The organism is Rossellomorea sp. NPDC071047 (assembly GCF_050270195.1).
Lineage (GTDB): Bacteria > Bacillota > Bacilli > Bacillales > Bacillaceae_B > Rossellomorea.
This window is the reverse complement of record NZ_JBNNJT010000003.1, coordinates 351,882-370,939: the sequence shown is the minus strand read 5'-3', so window position 1 is coordinate 370,939 and position 19,058 is coordinate 351,882. Positions and strand designations below refer to the sequence as shown.

The window sequence follows — 19,058 nt, the reverse complement described above, 5'->3', positions numbered from 1 at the left end:
ACCCTCAGGAGGATCCAAAGATGATTGATAAAGTGACAGGCGGAGTACTAGGAATACAATCATTTACTAGATTAGAGAACCAAACAAGCGAAGAAGTGAAACAAATTCAAGCGCAGGAACGACACCATGAAGAGACCACAACCAAAGAACCTGTCACCAAAGAAAAATTGGAAGATGTCGTTCATGGGATGAATGAGTTTATGTCCACTTCGAATACTCACCTCAAATTTGTATTTCATGATAAATTGAAAGAATACTATGTGACGATTGTAGATGATCGGACACAGGAAATAGTGAAAGAAATACCAGCAAAGAAAATGCTTGATATGCATGCCGCAATGACGGAATTTGTTGGTTTATTGGTCGATAAGAAGGTTTAGTGGAAGGAGATACATATGGCTGATATGCGAATTGGTGGACTTGCCAGTGGCATGGACACGGATCAAATCATAAAGGATTTAATGAAGGCTGAACGAATCCCATTAGATAAATTGGAACAAAAGAAGCAGTACCTTGAGTGGCAGCGTGATGATTACCGGGATATGAATAAGATGATGTTTGATTTTAGTAATCTTATTTTTGATGGGGTGATGAAGCAGGGGACGTATACGCAGAAGTCAGTTACAGTCTCTGATCCGAATGAAGTTTCGGTTAAAAACATCAATTCAACTACCGATTTTACCGGGACATTAAAAGTTGAGAAGCTGGCTACTGCTGCTACTATGTACAGTTCAGCTATTACTCAGTCTGACAGTGGAACATTTGATTCTAAGAAAAAATTGAGTGAATCGTTTGGAATGATTGGTGAGCAAAGTATTAAAGTAAAGGCAATCAAAGCAGACGGAACGATGGCGTCTGATTTTACTGAAATTAAATTTAATGCTGAAGATGAAACATTGGACAGTTTAATATCCAAAATCAATGCGCAAACAGGTGTGACGATGTTTTATGACCAGCATACAAAGCAAATGTCAGTGATGAGTAAAAATACAGGAAGTAATGCCAGTGGGGCTGAGATCGAGTTACAGGGTGATCTATTTACCACACACCTGAAATTGGATGCGGATAATGATGTTGCACTGGCTAATAATCGGGGTTCCATTGGTGAAAATGCCAAATTTACATACAACGGAATGGCTACTGAACGGTCATCCAACACGTTTACTATCAACGGCTTTGAACTGACCCTGAAGAACGCATCCAATACAAGTGTAACTTTCGCTTCACAACCCGACACCGACAAAATCCTGGAAAAGATCGTCAAATTCGTCGACGAATACAACAAACTCATCGAAAAAGTGAACGGCGAAGTAAACGAAAAGAAATACCGTGATTTTCAACCGTTGACTGCGGAACAAAAAGAGTCCATGGAAGAAAAGGAAATCGAATTATGGGAAGAAAAGTCCCGCAATGGTACTCTAAGAAACGATTCCGTTCTAACTTCTAGTCTCAATAAAATGCGAACCGACATGTACACACCAATCTCTGGTGGATCATCAGGCGTTGACCAATTAGCCCAGATTGGAATCAAAACATCAAGTAACTACCTTGATCGTGGAAAGCTGATTATTGACGAAAACAAGCTGAAAGAAGCAATCTCGAAAGACCCGAACGCGATTTATGAAATTTTTGCTAAAGATGGTGCGACGTCTAATGAACAAGGAATCGCCCGTCGTTTACGTGATACGTTGAAAGATACAATGGACAGCATTGAGCAAAAAGCAGGGAAAGCTTCGAGCACCAATAATACATTTACTTTGGGCCGCTTACTAAATAACATGGACGGCCAAATGGATCGATTCGAGGATCGGCTGATTCAAGTCGAAGACCGCTACTGGCGTCAATTCACCGCCATGGAAAAAGCCATTCAGCGTTCCAACCAACAGTCCATGTTCCTCATGAACCAATTCGGCGGCTAATCATAAATAAAGGAGTGTCACTATGGCCATCAACAACCCGTATGCAACATACCAGAATAACTCGGTCAACACCGCATCACCAGGTGAACTCACCCTTATGCTCTATAACGGAAGCCTGAAATTTATTCATATCGCGAAAAAAGCGATTGAAGAAAAAAATATTGAGCTAAAAAATACCAACATCCAAAAGACCCAAGCCATCGTAAATGAACTGATGGTGACATTAAACACGGATCTTGAAGTCTCACAGAACCTCATGTCCCTTTACGACTACATCAACCGTCGCTTAACAGAAGCGAATATCAAGAATGATTTGGTTATTTTAGAAGAAGTAGAGGGGCTCATCACTGATTTCCGTGACACATGGAAACAAGTCATTCAACTGAACCGCCAGAAACAGCATGCCGGACAAGGTGGACAGGCGTAATGAGCTCGGTCCTTCTTTGCTACACGATCACGAAGCAATTGAAAGAAGCATTGGAACAGGTGACCGATGAAAACAGGGAATCTACGATTGAGGAAGTGGAGTCTCTTTTAGAAAAAAGACAGAGTGTACTTGGGACAATTAAGCCTCCGTATACGTACGATGAGCAGGAGCTCGGCAAGCAGATGATCGGCTGGAATCAGCAAATTGATCGGCAGCTGGCTCAATTGCGTTTGGAAATCAAACGAGACATGAATGGATTAACCAAGAAAAAAACGTCTGTCCAAAAATACTCAAACCCATACGGATCTTTGCAATACGATGGAATGTTCTATGATAAAAAGAAATAGGTGATTCTTTGACAACGAAACTAGACGAAAAACAGTACGAATTGGTCAGCCAATACGTCGGGATGCTCGACACAATCGAAGAAGCACTGTACTATGTGGGAGCAAGCTTCACTGATTTAAGCAAAACAGAAGGGGATCGGGTCCTTTCAGATATCTTCATGGCCATTGGTCAGATTTCAGAAAGCAATGGCTTGTTAAAAGAAATGTTCGATGGACGGGAAGACATTCAGCAAGCTTTAACCGGATTTGATACTGTGACGGATCAGGCATGGAAACTGGACGGACAGTTAGACAACAATGAGGTCAAGCAAAGTATTGTACAAGAAAGTCTGTCCCCAGCCTTTTTAAATTGGAAGTCTACGATTGAAAATGAACTAAATCCCTACCTAACACACTAAGTCTCGAATTTTCGAGGCTTTTTTCTTTTTCCAAATACTCTCATGCTATAATAATAGAAAAAATGTTGGAGGAAGACTTGATGAAAAATAGTCTGGTAGATGAAATCAGAACCCTGTGCGCAACCTATCCTGAAGTCCATGAACATATAGACGGCTTCGGGCACACTTCTTTCCGGGTGAAGGACAAGCCATTTGTGATCATTGGAGAGGAGAATAATCTCTCCCTATCTATTAAAACCCTCCCCACCACTCAAGAAATCTTACTCGAGCAGCCAGGTTACACAAAAGCCCCCTATATTGGAAGGCATGGATGGGTCTTAGTAGAGAAAGAGGAAGTAGGCTGGCAAGCAATTGAAGCCTTGATTAACGAAGGCTATTTGAGAGTGGCTCCAAAGAAACTGGCAAATCAAGTACGAAACGGATGAAGACAGATGATCAACCTAGTCACCAATGAACTCTTAAAGCAACTATCCCGTCCCCGCATGTGGATGTCCCTTGGAGTCATCGTATTCATCAACTCCGTCGCATCCCTATTCGTCTACATGCTGTTCGAAGGAATCCAATTCTCCTTCTGGGAGTATATGCGAATCAGTTCAAACCTTATCATCGTCCTACAAGTCTTCTGCCTCATCATAGCGGGTGACATCGTATCCAATGAGTTTTCGTCAGGTACCATCAAGCTATTGCTCATTCGTCCTGTCAACCGTGTGAAAATACTGCTCTCCAAATACTTAGCCGTTATCGTCATAGCAACCATTCTTACTTCTGCCCACTTCTTATTTTCTGCCGTACTGGGTATTCTGTGGTTCTACGACAGTTTCTTTGAGTTCAACGTAAATTTTTTCCTGGTAGCAGGTGCTTATGTCCTGAGATTTTTTGAACTTATTGTCATCTGTTCTGTGGCTTTCACTCTGTCTGTGCTGACGAGAAGCGGTTCCTTTGCCATTGGAACGACTCTCTTTCTGACGTTTTCTGCAGGAACGTTATTGATTGTCATGAATGAGCGGGGTATGGAATGGGGGAGGTACTTATTGTTTGCTAACACCGATTTGCAGCAGTATTTTTTCGGCACTCCGCCTTTTGAAGGGATGACGTTTTTGTTTTCTGTTGGGGTGATTGTAGTGTATTTGATTGGGTTTGGTGGATTGGCTGGGTGGTTTTTTGGTCGGCGGGATGTGGATGTTTAGTGAATTGATTGTATCAGGTACAAAAAAATCTAACACATCAAAGCATCAACTTAAACTTTCACAAATCCGCCCCAAACCATTCACAAATCCTCCAAATTCCCACCGTTTAATCTCCTCAAAAAGTGAGAAAATAATAATATAAAGAGTGAAAGGTGAACCCTACATACTCGCAACCCTCACCTCACTCTTTCATTCTCCAATCCCTGATCCATCAACACTCTCGACACCATATTACAAACTTTACGAAAAATTGACAAAAAATTTAGAAAGTTTAAGAAGGAATATATGAGGGAATGGAGAATATATAAACATAGCTTTATTTTTAAAAGGAGGAGTTTACATGTTGAACTACAACATTCGAGGCGAGAACATTGAGGTAACTCCAGCGATTCGCGAACACGTGGAGAAGAAGATTGGCAAGTTAGACCGTTACTTTAATGAAACTCCTGATGCAAATGTACATGTTAATTTAAAAGTGTATCCTGATAAAAATACGAAAACTGAAGTGACTATTCCAATGCCGCAATTAGTGTTACGTGCAGAGGAACGCAACACGGATATGTATGCGGCCATTGATCTGATTGTAGATAAATTGGAGCGTCAAATTCGCAAACATAAAACAAGAGTGAACCGTAAGATGCGTGAGAAGGGCAGCCCGAAGGAGTTTTTCGCGGCTCAGGAAGATCTGAATCACGTTTCTCCAAATGGTGCAGCTGCGGTTGAACTGGAGGAAGAGGACGATACGGAAGTAGTAAGAACGAAGCAGTTCAATCTTAAACCGATGGACAGTGAAGAAGCGATCCTTCAAATGAACATGCTGGGTCACACATTCTTCATCTTCACGGACGCAGAGACCAATGCAACGAATATTGTGTACAAGCGTCGTGACGGGAAGTATGGCCTGATCGAAACAAACTAATTACTTTAAATCCTGCGGTCACTGCGACCGCAGGATTTTTTAATTTCTAAGGAGGTTTCTTCCATTTTTTGTCGAAGTTTGAAGGTAGACAAAAATTAGGGGGATACCAAGTGAGAGATCCAAGATTAGAGAAGTTGGCAGAGGTGCTGCTGACCCATTCTTTGAAATTAGTAGAAGGGGAGAAGCTCTTTATAATGGGAGAGCATTCGACAAAACCACTGTTAAAGGAGGTTCTACAGAAAGCGTATGAGATGGGAGTGATTCCATATTATGAGCTCGGCGATCAGGAGTTATTGCGTATCATGGCCACTCATGCGAAACCGGAACAAATGATTCTGCAAAACAAATGGAATATGGAAAAATATCAGGATATCGACGCATTTCTCAATATTTCAAGTGAAGAAAATGATGCAGAGATGAGTGAAGTGCCGGCCGAACAGTGGCAGCTCCTCATGCCGCATATGAAAGAATCCAATGATTATCTCATTCAAAATAAAAAATGGGCTCTATTAAACTATCCAAATCCGTCACTCGCCCAAAAAGCGAAGATGAGCTATGACACGTTCTTCGATTATCTTCTGGAAGTTTGTACTGTGGACTACAAGCAGATGGAAGAAGCCCAGAAACCTCTTAAAGAGCTGATGGATAAAACCGATAAAGTACGGATTACCGGCGAAGGGACGGACCTTACGTTTTCCATCAAGGATATCCCGTCTGTCATGTGCTTTGGAGAACGGAATATTCCGGACGGGGAAGTGTATACAGCTCCTGTGAAGGATAGTGTCAATGGGACGATTACATACAATACACCGACACTGTATCGCGGATTCTCTTTTGACAATGTTTCTTTAACGTTTGAAAACGGGAAGATTGTGAAAGCAACGGCAGATAAAACGAAGGAACTGAACGATATTCTGGATACAGATGAGGGTGCCCGTTTCATTGGGGAGTTTGCACTTGGTGTGAATCCGAAGATCAATGAGCCGATGCTGGATATCTTATTTGACGAAAAAATAAACGGAAGCTTCCATTTCACACCGGGACAGGCCTATGAAGGGGCGGATAATGGAAACCGTTCGAATGTGCATTGGGATATGGTCTGCATCCAGCGTTCGGAATATGGCGGAGGAGAAATTTACTTCGATGATGTTTTAATTCGGAAAGATGGGTTATTTGTAGTAGAAGAGCTAAAAGGATTAAATCCTGACGCTCTAATTTAAAGGAGGGTTCCAACATGACGTATTCCATTGTAGGCTATGACCCGGAAGAGAAAGAGTGGGGGATTGCGGTACAATCCAAATTCCTCGGTGTTGGTTCTGTTGTACCTTTTGCGAAAGCTGGAGTGGGAGCCGTGGCGACTCAGTCTTACGCTAATACTTCCTACGGGCCACATGCACTTCAATTAATGGAAGAAGGGAAGACGGCAGAGGAAGCGCTGGATATCATCACAAAGGATGATCCCGAGCGTCCATTGCGACAGGTGGGATTGATTGATACTGGTGGAAATGCCGCCACTTTTACAGGAGAGGGATGCTATGACTGGGCCGGTGGACAAACTGGGAAGCATTTCGCAGCTCAAGGAAATATTTTAGTAGATGAGAATACTGTAAAGACGATGGCAGAGACATTTGAGTCGACATCCGGATCTCTTGCAGAACGATTACTCCATGCACTCGATGCCTGGCAGGACGCTGGTGGTGATTCACGGGGCATGCAGTCTGCTGCGCTTCTAGTCGTGAAGGAAAGCGGTGGATATGGTGGCTTCAATGATCGGTACATCGATCTCAGGGTGGATGATCACCCGTCTCCCATTAAGGAATTGAAACGAATCTACTTGATGCATCAGCTCTATTTTAAAGAGTCAGAGCCTGGTAGAGTCGTATTGCTGGAAGGTGAAATCCTTGATGAAGTGGAGCGGGAACTTACACGTCTTGGTTATACAAAAGAAAGACAGTCTCTTCATCAGAGCTTGAAAAACTATCTCCATACAGAAAACTTCGAAATGCGGGAACAGGATGAGAATTATATTGATCTTGACGTGTTGGATTATATGAAAAAACAAGGAAAATAGATAGTATGAGAACCAGTCCAAAAGCGATTGGTTCTTTTTTCTTGTTCTAAAACAGTTTAATGAATGCCGGAAATGTTATATAATGAACATTTGTGTACGGGACTCAAGAAGTTGGAGGTAAATACAAACATGAGTACAGTCGGTAGAAATGAACCATGCCCATGCGGCAGTGGGAAAAAATATAAGAAATGCTGTGAAAAAGAAAATGTTGTGAATATAGATACGTTGGTGAGTCAGGAGCTTGATGTACTTCAGGCGCAGCTCTATGATTATATCGCTACGGCACAATCAACAGAGATGGAAGAATCCTATCATCATTACTTAGCAAAAATGGATCTGATGCAAGCGGATCCTGATATTTATGAAATGGCATTTGTCAGCTGGTACGGAGCGACTCAAAAGGATGCTGACGGTGTTCGTTTGATCGAACGTTTTGTTGATAAGCAGTTGAGCACGGTGACCCGTCCTCAGACCGCTGAAGTACTGGAGTCTTGGAAAAACGTGCGTGTGACGGCAGGTACCGTAGAGAAGCTGGATGACAATACGTTACGTGTGGAAGAAGCGATCACCGGTGATGTGCTGATTGTAACGGAAAAGTTCGGTAAGTTAGAAGAGAATAGTTTCTTCTTGGGGTTACTATTGCCGAATGGGGAGAAGTATCTTCCATTTGCTCAGTACTTCATTTATCCTGCGATTGAGAAAGCAGCGATGGAACTGGTGAAGATCCGATTTGAACAAGGTGAGTTTGGAAATCTGCATGACTACCTTTCAGGGCAGTACTTGGAAATAGCCGATGTCGGATTCGTCCTTTATAGTGCTGAGAAGAAAAAGGCCGGAAAAGCAACTGCATCTACTAAAGCTTCGGATGAAACAGAAACAGATACTTCAAAGGATTCGGATGAGAAATCCGAAGAAGCGATCGAAGGAGTAGAAATCTGGAAAACACCGGAATACGTTGAAGCGATCACATCCCTTCAAAACTTCCTGACTGAAAAAGGGGAAGACAAAAAAGAAAGTGAGCTGCTGGTAGCCGTATTGGAAAAATACTTCTACACAGAGCGCCCAACGATCCGCAATCCGAAAATCTACTCGGGAGCACTGGTGGACATGGCCAAAAACATCGACGAAATCAGTATCCGCCACGTTCAAAAAGAACTGGCAGAATACTTCGATGTCTCCGCCAACAGCATCTCAAGACGAAGCAAACAAATCTGGGAAAGCTACCAGGACACCGTCAATGAACTACTGAGAGCAACCAAAGCCTGACCAATACACAACACCTAAAAGTCGTCTACATAGGCGGCTTTTTTGTTTTTGAGTGTTTTTGAGGGACGGACCTCGGATTTCACCTAATATATGGCGGAATGCTGAAAAGTCGCCGAACCTAGACTGATTAATATAATTGGTAAGGTCCGTCCCTCAACCTAAATCAACGCTATATCAAGAGGGAAGGACCTCACATTTCATGATCAATTCAGGAATACCGCGTGATAGTAAAGCATTCAACCTTTGAAAGGTCTGTGATCCAGAGGTCCGTCCCTCCCTGAGTTGTAACCCATATAGGATAGTGGTAAGATTGGTAGGGAATATATCGTGTTTTTGTGGGAGGATATTTGGATTTTGTAGCGAATTTTAAGTAGAGTGATTGGAAACGGATATAGGTGACTTTTTACATGGATTTTTCATGATTCTCATCTGAATTTCATTTTCTTTCGTTATTCTAGTGACGTTCGGCTCTCATTTAAACACAGATAAAGGAGCGTTTATACATGCTTGGTCTATTAAACAAAGTGTTCGATGCGAATAAAAGAGAATTAAAGAGGCTTGAAAAACTGGCTGATCAAATAGAAGAATTAGGCCCCGATATGGAGCGATTGACGGATGATGAAATCCGTGAAAGAACAGAACGATTCAAGGAGCGCTATCAAAAGGGTGAAGACCTTGAAGATATGATGATTGAAGCTTTTGCTGTCGTGCGGGAAGCGGCTCGCCGCGTTCTTGGTTTATATCCATACCGCGTCCAGCTTATGGGTGGTGCCTCCCTTCATGGCGGTAATATTTCCGAGATGAAAACCGGTGAAGGTAAAACGCTGACAGCGACTATGCCTGTGTACTTGAACGCGATCACTGGAAAAGGCGTTCACGTTATCACAGTCAACGAATACCTGGCCAGCCGTGATGCTGAGGAAATGGGCAAGCTATACAATTTCCTGGGACTCACTGTAGGACTGAACCTGAACTCGATGTCCAAAGACGAAAAACGTGAAGCATACAAAGCGGATATCACGTATGGTACGAATAACGAATTCGGATTCGACTACCTTCGTGACAATATGGTCCTGTACAAAGATCAAATGGTGCAGCGTCCGCTTCACTTTGCCGTAATCGATGAGGTTGACTCGATCTTGATCGATGAAGCACGTACACCGTTGATCATTTCCGGTAACGCACAACGTACGCCTCAGCTTTATATCCAGGCAAACGCTGTTGTACGTACGCTGAAAAAAGATGAAGATTACACCTATGATGAAAAAACAAAAGGTGTTCAATTAACGGAAGACGGAATCAGCAAAGTGGAAAGAGCTTTCCACATTGAAAACCTGTTCGATATTTCACACGTAACCCTAAACCACCATATCAATCAAGCGTTAAAAGCTCACGTCAGCATGCACCGTGATGTGGATTATGTGGTTCAGGAAGGCGAAATCGTCATCGTTGATTCTTTCACAGGACGTCTGATGAAAGGTCGCCGTTACAGTGACGGACTTCACCAATCAATCGAGGCAAAAGAAGGTCTTGAAATCCAGAACGAAAGCATGACCATGGCAACGATTACGTTCCAGAACTACTTCCGTATGTACGAAAAGCTTTCCGGTATGACCGGTACGGCGAAAACGGAAGAAGAAGAGTTCCGTAATATCTACAATATGAATGTTATTGTTATCCCAACGAACAAGCCAATCGTTCGTGATGATCGTGCCGATCTGATCTATGCTTCTATAGAAGGGAAATTCCTTGCTGTAGTCGAGGATATCAAAGAGCGCCATGAAAAAGGACAGCCTGTACTGGTTGGTACGGTTGCCGTTGAAACGTCAGAGCTTATCTCTAAATTATTGTCGAAAAAAGGCGTACGCCACAATGTATTGAATGCGAAAAACCATGGCCGTGAAGCGGAAATCATTTTGGAAGCCGGGCAGCCTGGTGCCGTTACCATCGCGACAAATATGGCCGGCCGTGGTACGGATATCAAGCTTGGTGAAGGCGTCATCGAACGTGGCGGTCTAGCCGTTATTGGTACCGAGCGTCACGAATCACGCCGTATCGATAATCAGCTTCGTGGACGATCCGGACGTCAGGGAGACCCCGGTGTGACTCAGTTCTATCTTTCAATGGAAGATGAATTGATGCGCCGATTCGGCTCTGACAATATGAAGAGCATGATGGAACGCCTTGGGATGGATGATACACAGCCAATCCAAAGTAAAATGGTCAGCCGTGCTGTAGAGTCGGCTCAGAAACGAGTGGAAGGAAACAACTTCGATGCTCGTAAACAGCTTCTGCAATACGATGATGTTTTACGTCAACAGCGTGAAATCATTTATAAACAGCGTTATGAAGTAATCGACTCTGAAAACCTTCGTGAAATCGTTGAGGGAATGATCAAATCAGCGATCGAACGTCAGGTAGCAGCCCATACAGCAGAAGAAGACATGGAAAACTGGAACCTTCAAGGCATCGTTGATTATGTGAACGCGAATCTTCTTCCTGAAAACGACGTAACAGTGGATGATCTTCGTGGAAAAGAGCCGGAAGAAATGATGGATCTGATCTATGAAGATGTGAAGCACCGTTACGATGAAAAAGAAGAAGAGCTTACTCCGGAGCAAATGCGCGAGTTTGAAAAAGTCATCCTGCTTCGCGCGGTTGATACGAAATGGATCGACCATATCGATGCGATGGATCAATTGCGTCAAGGTATCCACCTTCGTGCCTACGGTCAAACCGACCCACTGCGCGAATACCAGCATGAAGGATTTGCCATGTTCGAAAGCATGGTACTCGCAATTGAAGAAGACGTGGCAAAATACGTCATGAAAGCTGAAATCCGCAACAATCTTGAACGTCAGGAAGTAGCCAAAGGTCAAGCGGTGAACCCGAAAGAAGAAGGCGGTAAGGCGAAGAAACAACCAGTTCGCAAGCAAGAAGACGTAGGACGCAACGAACCATGTCCATGCGGAAGCGGCAAAAAATACAAACACTGCCACGGCATAACTGGATAAATAAAGAGATGCTACCTGGTGCTTATTTTGATAAAATAAGTGCCAGGTACTTTTCCGTTTTTTATGGGTGCCTGGGATAGCGGCTTTTTATAATTGGATAATTTTTGTAAGATTGTTGTATTTATAAAATGTTATGTTAATAGCATACCTTTTAAGTTGAGTGTAGCGGAAGGTGCTCGACTCCTGCGGGAGAAGCGGGACAGGTGAGACCCCGCATGCGAAGCCGAGGAGGCTCACCGCCCGCCCCGCGGAAAGCGAGCACCTGCAGCGGAAATCAACCACTACTGTCTTATAAAAACACGGCCACTCTATTCCAGGTATCATCCATAAGACCAAAAAATTCAACAACCCAAATAAATATAGAGGTGACCACACATGGAACTATCAGAAATCAGAGCAGAGTTAGAAAAATCAGCTAAGACATTAGCGGACTTCAGGGGGTCTCTTTGACTTAGAAAACAAAGAGGCAAGAATCCAGGAGCTTGACGAAATCATGGTTCAACCCGACTTCTGGGATGACCAGCAAAAAGCTCAAGGATTAATCAATGAAGGAAACGGTTTGAAGGATCTTGTAAATGAGTACAAATCATTGCTTGAATCCCATGAAAACCTTGAGCTTACCCTTGAACTTATCAAAGAAGAACCCGACGAAGAACTTCAAAAAGATCTTGAAGAGGAGCTGGGTGATTTAGTCAAACGATTAAATGACTACGAACTTCAGCTTCTTCTAAGTGAAGAACATGATAAAAACAATGCGATACTTGAACTTCATCCCGGGGCAGGTGGAACCGAGTCCCAGGATTGGGGTTCCATGCTTCTACGTATGTACACCCGCTGGGGAGAAAAACGAGGTTTCAAAGTAGAAACCCTCGATTATCTTCCTGGCGATGAAGCGGGAATCAAGAGTGTGACCCTTGCCATTAAAGGGCACAATGCGTACGGTTACTTAAAAGCTGAAAAAGGCGTACACCGTCTTGTTCGTATTTCACCATTCGATTCCTCAGGACGTCGTCACACTTCCTTCGTGTCCTGTGAAGTCATGCCTGAGTTTAATGAAGAAATCGAAATTGAGATCCGTACTGAAGACCTGAAAATTGATACGTACCGTGCAAGTGGAGCCGGTGGACAGCACATCAATACGACGGACTCGGCTGTCCGGATCACTCACTTACCGACGAATGTCGTGGTAACGTGCCAATCTGAACGTTCTCAGATCAAGAACCGTGAGTCAGCGATGAAAATGCTGAAAGCGAAGCTCTACCAAAAGCGAATCGAAGAGCAGGAACAGGAGCTTGCCGAAATCCGTGGAGAACAAAAGGAAATCGGATGGGGAAGCCAAATCCGTTCCTACGTTTTCCATCCATACTCCATGGTCAAAGACCACAGAACAAACACAGAATCAGGAAACGTACAAGGCGTCATGGACGGCGACATCGACCCATTCATCAACGCTTACCTGCGTTCCAAAATTCAATAATCATACTCAAGCTGAACCCTCCATTCAATTGGAGGGTTCAGCTTTTTTTGAGGGACGGACCTCAAAATGAGGTGAGTTTCTTCCATTATATGTATAAAAATGAACGTGGAATCTACTTTAAATACACGAATAATCATACGCCGACTACTAGTGTTATCACTTATTGCCTAAACGGAATCTGAATTTACTATCCCAGAAATTTGAAATGCAGTTGTAAAGCCACTCACTATTCAAGGTCCGTCCCTCACCACCACAACACCCCAACTTATTAATGCTTTACCACGTTATTGAAGTGTTATTTACACCTCTAAGTACCCATGCTATACTCTCAAAGGTTGACACAGAGCGTGTTTGAAGGGTGGAGAAGTAAATTTGAAACTGATTCAAACATATGCTTTACAACTATATCAAGTGAAATTTAGGTACAATTTCCATCTTCAGGGGTTCAAGACGTGACCAATTTGAGGTCCGTCCCTCTGCATATTCTGCATAAAGGAAGAGGTTGTACTCATACTATAAATACATAGGTTAAAGGAGTCGTACTGGATGGGTTTGAAAGAGAGACGTCGTGGGCAGGCATTTAATCCGCGGAAAGAGAAGTTGTTAGAGTATTTGTTTGTTGTGTTTGGGTCAACGATTGTGGCCCTTGCTTTTAATGTGTTCTTACTGCCGAATGAGGTGGCTTCAGGAGGGGTGAGTGGGATATCGACCATCCTGAAAGGTCTGTTCGATTGGAAGCCGGCCTTTGTTCAATGGGCATTTAATATTCCGCTGTTCATTGCAGGGTTAATCTTTCTTGGTCTTCAATTTGGTGTGAAAACAGCCATCGGTACAGTTTTCCTGCCGCTGGTAGTATTTTTAACAGAAGACTGGAAGCCATGGACCGAAGATCCCCTGCTGGGCGCATTATTCGGCGGGATTGGTGTAGGATTGGGGTTGGGAATCGTCTTTCGAGGTAAAGCATCTACAGGAGGGACGGACCTTGCAGCTCAGATTGTAAACAAATTCACCGGGTTGTCATTGGGTACCTGTGTAGCGCTTATCGATGGAATGATTGTACTATCTGCTGCGATCGTATTTGACATCGAACGTGGTTTATATGCTCTTATCGGCCTCTATGTGACAAGTAAAACGATTGATTTAGTCCAGGTCGGGATAAGCCGTTCAAAAATGGCACTGATCATTACAAACAGACAGGAAGAAGTTCGTGAAGGAATCCTGAATAAAATTGATCGAGGTGTGACAAAACTATCTGCATACGGTGGTTATACGGACGATGAGCGCCCAATCCTTATGTGTGTGGTCGATCAAACAGAATTCACAAAACTGAAACAACTGGTCAAAACCATTGACCCCTCTGCTTTCGTCGTCACAATGGACGCTTCAGAGGTGTTAGGTGAAGGTTTCAAACGGGTTTAACCTTGGTATAATTAAGTAATAGAGGGACGGACCTCGACACATGCCGTTACTCTTAAAATGTTTTCCTAGGGGGATAAAAAATGAAGAAAAAGCTACTTGGTATTGTTTTTGGCGCTTCATTGGTACTTGCAGCCTGCGGTGGTGGTGGCGAAGAAAGTACAGAAACAAGCTCTGGCGGAGTAGACCCTGAAAAAATCGTAAACAATAAATGCACCAGCTGCCATGGTGGAAACCTTGAAGGCGGTATGGGGCCAGCCCTTAATAAAATCGGTGCTGATTTAAACAAAGATCAAATCCTGGAAGTCATTCAAAATGGTAAAGGCCAAATGCCTGCAGGACTCATCGAAGGTGAAGAAGCAGAAGCCGTGGCAGAGTGGTTGGCAAATAAGAAGTAAGTGAGGAAGGAGAGTCCCGAACGGAGGATTCTTCTTTTTTGTTTTATCCACAAACTTTCTCGTTTCCCTTCTTTAAATATATGTTACAGAAGCTCCTCTCATAAAGATTCTAAGAAATAAGCAGTGGAATCGCAAATAATTATAACCTAGTAACTTACTGAGATTAGCATCACCCTAAGGTTTAATCCCCTCCTATCATCAAACTTTTTTACTTGATTATAGTACCAGGTTATAGATAAAAATACCCACTTTTGTAACGAGAAATAGGTATAATCGACAATAAAAAAGGTAAAATATACACATTATTTCAATCTTTGAAACGTAAATGTAATAATTTTTTTCCTTAACAACGTACAAAGTGATGTTATAATAATTTTCGGGAGAGCAATTCGAGGTTTTTCGCCATTTCGTGTCTAATTATGGTAAAAACGTCGTTGAGTTCAAACCTGTACATATGTCGATAACAGCCAAGAGGGTAACTACATAATACAAATTAGGTGATTTTAAAATGATAGAAATGAAAGACGTGTATAAGCAGTACAGCAACGGTGTCATGGCTGCCAATGGCTTAAACGTCCACATTAAGCAAGGTGAGTTTGTGTATGTTGTCGGTCCAAGTGGCGCCGGGAAATCTACTTTCATTAAAATGATGTACCGTGAAGAAAAGCCTTCTAAAGGTGATATCATCGTAAACGGTATTAATCTTGCAAAATTAAAAAATAGTAGAGTTCCATACTTACGAAGAAACGTTGGAGTCGTGTTTCAAGATTTTAAGCTGTTACCAACTCTTACAATCTATGAGAACATTGCCTTCGCACTTGAAGTAATAGAAGAACATCCAAAGCAAATAAAGAAGAGAGTCATGGAAGTACTGGATTTGGTAGGGTTAAAGCATAAAGCAAGAATGCTTCCCAATGAATTGTCAGGCGGAGAGCAACAGCGTGTATCGATTGCACGATCCATCGTGAATACGCCGAAGCTGGTGATCGCAGACGAGCCTACGGGTAACCTGGATCCGGAAACATCCTGGGATATCATGAACATCTTAGAAGATATCAGCAATCGTGGAACAACGGTGATCATGGCTACTCATAATCGTGAAATCGTAAATACCATCAAGCATCGGGTAATTGCCATCGAAAATGGCCGAATTGTTCGTGACGAACAGCGAGGTGATTACGGTTATGAAAGCTAGGACGTATGGTCGACATCTAAGAGAAAGCTTCAAAAGCATCGGACGTAATGGATGGATGACATTCGCATCCGTGAGTGCCGTTACTGTAACCCTGTTACTTGTTGGTGTATTTATGGTACTTATGCTAAACATGAACAAGGTTGCAACCGATATTGAGAAAGACGTTGAAGTACGCGTACTACTAGAGATCGGTACTGAAAAATCTCAAGTAGAAGAAATAGATAAGAAGATCAACCAAATAAGTGGAGTGGAATCCGTAGAATATTCTTCTAAAGAAGAAGAACTTCAGAATCTGGTTAAGGATTTAGGAGACGATTTCAGGTTATTTGAACAGGATAATCCACTATACGATGTATTTATCGTAAAAGCCGAAGATCCCCGTGATACCGGGAAAATCGCTGCTGAAGTCAGCAAGTATGAAGGTGTGAACGAAGCACTTTATGGTGAAGCGAAGATTGAAAGATTATTTAATGTACTGGAAATGAGTCGTAACGTTGGATTAGTGTTAATCATCGGTCTATTGTTTACCGCCATGTTCCTCATCTCAAATACAATTAAAATCACCATTGTCGCCAGAAGAAGGGAAATCGAGATAATGAAACTCGTGGGTGCAACCAACTGGTTTGTACGCTGGCCATTCATTCTAGAAGGATTATGGCTTGGAATTTTAGGTTCTATTATCCCGATCGCTCTTGTCACAACAGGTTACTACTATGCTTATGAATTTATTAAACCAAAACTACAAAACCATTTTATTCAGATATTAGATTTTACCCCCTTTATCTATCAAGTAAACGGATTGATTCTATTAATGGGTTGCTTGATCGGGGCTTGGGGAAGCTTTATGTCTGTTCGTAAATTCTTAAAAGTGTAAAATTTGATAGGTTGATAGAAGCTGAAAGGAGCATGCCGCTTGAACAAGAAGTATTTCGTATCATTATCAATTGCAGCAGCATTAACAATCGGAAGTCTACCAACGTTAGGGACAACTGCTAACGCTCATTCCCATTCTGTGGAGGAATTACAAAAGCAACAAGAAGACATTTCTTCCAAAAAAGAGGAAATCAATGGGAAGATTGATGAGAAAAAATCAGAAATCAATCAAAATATCAATAAACAACAAGAAATCCAATCACAAATTGCTGAAATCAGTACAAAATTAAAAGACACTGAAACAAAAATTACCGAAAAAGCAAAAGAGATTGATGAAACAACAGCAGAAATCAATAAACTTAAAGAAGAAATTGAAGTTCTAAAGCAAAAGATAGAAGAACGTAACGAACTATTAAAAGAACGTGCACGTGCGATTCAGGAAAAAGGCGGCTCTGCAAATTATCTTGATGTACTACTTGGCGCGGACAGCTTCGGTGACTTCATCAACCGTGTAACAGCAGTAAATACAATCGTTAGTGCTGATAAAAAGATCATGGACGAACAAAAACGTGATCAGGCTGAATTAGAAAAGAAACAAGAAGAAGTAGAAGGCAAGCTTGCAGATTTAGAGTCTACTAAAGCGAGCCTTGAGTCTCTGAAAAAAGATCTTGATAGTCAAAAAGCTAAAAAAGCGGATTTGTTCAAGCAACTGGAAGCACAGCAGGCTTCCCTTGAAGTAGAGAAAAAAGATCTTCAACAAGAATCAGATGAGCTTGCTAAAATGGAACACCAGCTTGAAGGTGAAATCCAGGCTGAACAAGCACGTTTAGCAGAGCTTGCTCGCCAGCGTGAAATCGAACGCAAGCGTCAAGCGGAAGCTGAAGCGGCAAAGCGTGCAGCAGAACAACAACAAGCAACAACAAGCAGCAATAGCGGAGGTGGTTCTTCTGCAGCACCTGCGCCATCAGCTCCAAGTGCACCAGTAAGTGCCGGTGCCTGGACAGCCCCAGCTTCTGGAACGATTACAACGAACTTCGGCTGGGATGTATTAAACGGTAAGAAACGTTTCCACTATGGTACAGATATCGCGGCAAGAGGCAGTGTTCCGATCTCAGCAGCAGCTGATGGATATGTCATCAAGAGCCACTATAGCTCAAGCTATGGAAATGTCGTTTACATCACTCACTCAATCAATGGCCAAACGTTCACAACGGTTTATGCTCACATGTCTTCTTCATCAGTAAGCACTGGACAAGCTGTGAACAAAGGTGACAGAATCGGTTACATGGGTAACACAGGATATTCTTTCGGACAGCATTTACACTTTGAGCTTCATGCAGGTTCTTGGAATGCATCTAAATCAAACGCTGTAAATCCACGTCAATATATTAACTTTTAATAAGAAAAACCCCGCCATGTGCGGGGTTTTTTTAATTGAAGGTCTGCATTACGATAATATGTAAGGAAATGGAATGGAACAATATTCTTATGACTGTTTTCATATCCTCTTCCATCTAGTATAATGACAACTGTATTACCTAAATATTAAAACAATGATTTGTAAAGTCCTTCGAAAAGGCAAACTAATTGAAAGATTAGGACGCAAAACCACGGGTCTGCCATTTTTTGAAAAATAATGATCGCCGGGTTACCGAAAAAATGGATGAAAATGAATACTAATTGGACGTTTTTTAATAGCATTAACCTGCCTTTTTGGTAGGATTTTTTTATCTTTATCTCCAATATAGTAGGATTTGAATCTGTAGTAAGGATGATGATGTTGGAATCGACTGAATTAAAAAGGCAATTAAGAAGTTTTTGTAGAAGGAACCGTACTGCATTGAAGTATTCCTATGTCGGGAAACATTCAGCAGAAGAAATAAGTGAAATGCTTATCCATAGTCTGGGTGCTGAAGAAGTTAAGCGGATTCTAGCTGATATTGATATAATCAATCGACGCAGTGGAGATACAGTTAAATACTTTATGCTAATTTTAGAAGGACTGAAAGCAGCATAAGAGTACATAAAAGCCGAATGCCGGTCTTAAATGGCATTCGGTTTTATTTATCTTTTAACAGGATTGGGTTCTCTCCCATAGGTTATAGGCAAATATCATTGCAAAAAGAAAAAAAGTATGGTTTAATAACCATA

19 protein-coding genes and 1 riboswitch are annotated in these 19,058 nt (G+C 42.3%); all 19 genes read left to right on the top strand.

Annotated features, from left to right (window positions below; all coding sequences use genetic code 11):
- Nucleotides 1–20 precede the first annotated feature (20 nt).
- The 19 genes from flaG to ACQKFO_RS13680 all read left to right on the top strand — a co-directional run bounded on the left by flaG (nucleotide 21) and on the right by ACQKFO_RS13680 (nucleotide 18,924).
- Nucleotides 21–380 carry a flagellar protein FlaG gene (flaG, locus tag ACQKFO_RS13770; protein WP_427599345.1) on the top strand — a complete coding sequence of 120 codons (360 nt, stop codon included), beginning with the start codon at nucleotides 21–23 and terminating at the stop codon, nucleotides 378–380.
- A gap of 15 nt (nucleotides 381–395) precedes the next feature.
- Entirely contained in the window at nucleotides 396–1,919 is a 1,524-nt protein-coding gene (locus ACQKFO_RS13765; protein WP_427599343.1) for a flagellar hook-associated protein 2, read from the top strand.
- 22 nt (nucleotides 1,920–1,941) lie between these two features.
- Complete coding sequence (gene fliS, locus ACQKFO_RS13760; RefSeq protein ID WP_282138606.1) at nucleotides 1,942–2,346, top strand: flagellar export chaperone FliS; 405 nt, start codon at nucleotides 1,942–1,944, stop codon at nucleotides 2,344–2,346.
- Nucleotides 2,346–2,693, top strand: coding sequence for a flagellar protein FliT (locus ACQKFO_RS13755; protein WP_427599342.1), 348 nt, complete (start codon nucleotides 2,346–2,348; stop codon nucleotides 2,691–2,693). The genes fliS and ACQKFO_RS13755 overlap by 1 nt, the downstream gene beginning before the upstream one ends.
- Before the next feature lie 8 nt (nucleotides 2,694–2,701).
- Entirely contained in the window at nucleotides 2,702–3,091 is a 390-nt protein-coding gene (locus ACQKFO_RS13750) for a hypothetical protein (protein WP_427599341.1), read from the top strand.
- Nucleotides 3,092–3,171: 80 nt separating this feature from the next.
- Complete coding sequence (locus ACQKFO_RS13745) at nucleotides 3,172–3,516, top strand: MmcQ/YjbR family DNA-binding protein (protein WP_427599340.1); 345 nt, start codon at nucleotides 3,172–3,174, stop codon at nucleotides 3,514–3,516.
- 6 nt (nucleotides 3,517–3,522) lie between these two features.
- Complete coding sequence (locus tag ACQKFO_RS13740) at nucleotides 3,523–4,278, top strand: ABC transporter permease (protein ID WP_427599339.1); 756 nt, start codon at nucleotides 3,523–3,525, stop codon at nucleotides 4,276–4,278.
- A 340-nt stretch (nucleotides 4,279–4,618) separates the two neighbouring features.
- A complete protein-coding gene (gene hpf / locus ACQKFO_RS13735; protein WP_113971339.1) occupies nucleotides 4,619–5,197 on the top strand; it encodes a ribosome hibernation-promoting factor, HPF/YfiA family in 579 nt (192 codons plus the stop codon).
- A 110-nt stretch (nucleotides 5,198–5,307) separates the two neighbouring features.
- Complete coding sequence (locus ACQKFO_RS13730; protein WP_427599338.1) at nucleotides 5,308–6,417, top strand: aminopeptidase; 1,110 nt, start codon at nucleotides 5,308–5,310, stop codon at nucleotides 6,415–6,417.
- Between the two features lie 14 nt (nucleotides 6,418–6,431).
- Nucleotides 6,432–7,268 carry a DUF1028 domain-containing protein gene (locus ACQKFO_RS13725; protein WP_427599337.1) on the top strand — a complete coding sequence of 279 codons (837 nt, stop codon included), beginning with the start codon at nucleotides 6,432–6,434 and terminating at the stop codon, nucleotides 7,266–7,268.
- A gap of 129 nt (nucleotides 7,269–7,397) precedes the next feature.
- Nucleotides 7,398–8,534: a YecA family protein gene (locus ACQKFO_RS13720; protein WP_427599335.1), complete on the top strand. Its 1,137-nt coding sequence runs from the start codon at nucleotides 7,398–7,400 to the stop codon at nucleotides 8,532–8,534.
- A gap of 503 nt (nucleotides 8,535–9,037) precedes the next feature.
- Complete coding sequence (secA, locus tag ACQKFO_RS13715; protein ID WP_427599334.1) at nucleotides 9,038–11,548, top strand: preprotein translocase subunit SecA; 2,511 nt, start codon at nucleotides 9,038–9,040, stop codon at nucleotides 11,546–11,548.
- Between the two features lie 375 nt (nucleotides 11,549–11,923).
- Nucleotides 11,924–13,025 (top strand): peptide chain release factor 2 gene (prfB, locus tag ACQKFO_RS13710; protein ID WP_156142358.1). Its coding sequence is split into 2 segments (ribosomal slippage): nucleotides 11,924–11,995 and nucleotides 11,997–13,025, totalling 1,101 coding nucleotides; the frame shifts between segments, so codons are not numbered across the junction.
- 546 nt (nucleotides 13,026–13,571) lie between these two features.
- A complete protein-coding gene (locus ACQKFO_RS13705; RefSeq protein ID WP_427599333.1) occupies nucleotides 13,572–14,444 on the top strand; it encodes a YitT family protein in 873 nt (290 codons plus the stop codon).
- 80 nt (nucleotides 14,445–14,524) lie between these two features.
- On the top strand, nucleotides 14,525–14,839 hold the full coding sequence (gene cccB, locus ACQKFO_RS13700) for a cytochrome c551 (RefSeq protein ID WP_427599332.1): 315 nt from the start codon (nucleotides 14,525–14,527) through the stop codon (nucleotides 14,837–14,839).
- A 508-nt stretch (nucleotides 14,840–15,347) separates the two neighbouring features.
- Nucleotides 15,348–16,034 carry a cell division ATP-binding protein FtsE gene (gene ftsE / locus ACQKFO_RS13695; protein ID WP_427599331.1) on the top strand — a complete coding sequence of 229 codons (687 nt, stop codon included), beginning with the start codon at nucleotides 15,348–15,350 and terminating at the stop codon, nucleotides 16,032–16,034.
- Nucleotides 16,024–16,908 (top strand): permease-like cell division protein FtsX, encoded by an 885-nt coding sequence (gene ftsX / locus ACQKFO_RS13690; protein WP_427599330.1) that lies wholly within the window; start codon nucleotides 16,024–16,026, stop codon nucleotides 16,906–16,908. Before ftsE ends, ftsX begins: the two co-directional genes overlap by 11 nt.
- A gap of 39 nt (nucleotides 16,909–16,947) precedes the next feature.
- Nucleotides 16,948–18,306: a murein hydrolase activator EnvC family protein gene (locus tag ACQKFO_RS13685; RefSeq protein WP_427599329.1), complete on the top strand. Its 1,359-nt coding sequence runs from the start codon at nucleotides 16,948–16,950 to the stop codon at nucleotides 18,304–18,306.
- 168 nt (nucleotides 18,307–18,474) lie between these two features.
- Nucleotides 18,475–18,563, top strand: a riboswitch (cyclic di-GMP riboswitch).
- Nucleotides 18,564–18,747: 184 nt separating this feature from the next.
- Nucleotides 18,748–18,924, top strand: a complete 177-nt coding sequence (locus tag ACQKFO_RS13680) for a hypothetical protein (protein ID WP_427599328.1) — start codon at nucleotides 18,748–18,750, stop codon at nucleotides 18,922–18,924.
- Nucleotides 18,925–19,058 lie beyond the last annotated feature (134 nt).

Excerpts from the sequence above, each read along its gene's own strand:
- ACQKFO_RS13765 (WP_427599343.1), top strand. The coding sequence starts at position 396 with ATGGCTGATATGCGAATTGGTGGACTTGCCAGTGGCATGGACACGGAT.
- fliS (WP_282138606.1), top strand. The coding sequence starts at position 1,942 with ATGGCCATCAACAACCCGTATGCAACATACCAGAATAACTCGGTCAAC.
- hpf (WP_113971339.1), top strand. The coding sequence starts at position 4,619 with ATGTTGAACTACAACATTCGAGGCGAGAACATTGAGGTAACTCCAGCG.
- ACQKFO_RS13745 (WP_427599340.1), top strand. The coding sequence starts at position 3,172 with ATGAAAAATAGTCTGGTAGATGAAATCAGAACCCTGTGCGCAACCTAT.
- secA (WP_427599334.1), top strand. The coding sequence starts at position 9,038 with ATGCTTGGTCTATTAAACAAAGTGTTCGATGCGAATAAAAGAGAATTA.
- ftsX (WP_427599330.1), top strand. The coding sequence starts at position 16,024 with ATGAAAGCTAGGACGTATGGTCGACATCTAAGAGAAAGCTTCAAAAGC.
- ftsE (WP_427599331.1), top strand. The coding sequence starts at position 15,348 with ATGATAGAAATGAAAGACGTGTATAAGCAGTACAGCAACGGTGTCATG.
- ACQKFO_RS13725 (WP_427599337.1), top strand. The coding sequence starts at position 6,432 with ATGACGTATTCCATTGTAGGCTATGACCCGGAAGAGAAAGAGTGGGGG.
- ACQKFO_RS13705 (WP_427599333.1), top strand. The coding sequence starts at position 13,572 with ATGGGTTTGAAAGAGAGACGTCGTGGGCAGGCATTTAATCCGCGGAAA.
- ACQKFO_RS13755 (WP_427599342.1), top strand. The coding sequence starts at position 2,346 with ATGAGCTCGGTCCTTCTTTGCTACACGATCACGAAGCAATTGAAAGAA.
- flaG (WP_427599345.1), top strand. The coding sequence starts at position 21 with ATGATTGATAAAGTGACAGGCGGAGTACTAGGAATACAATCATTTACT.
- cccB (WP_427599332.1), top strand. The coding sequence starts at position 14,525 with ATGAAGAAAAAGCTACTTGGTATTGTTTTTGGCGCTTCATTGGTACTT.
- ACQKFO_RS13740 (WP_427599339.1), top strand. The coding sequence starts at position 3,523 with ATGATCAACCTAGTCACCAATGAACTCTTAAAGCAACTATCCCGTCCC.
- ACQKFO_RS13720 (WP_427599335.1), top strand. The coding sequence starts at position 7,398 with ATGAGTACAGTCGGTAGAAATGAACCATGCCCATGCGGCAGTGGGAAA.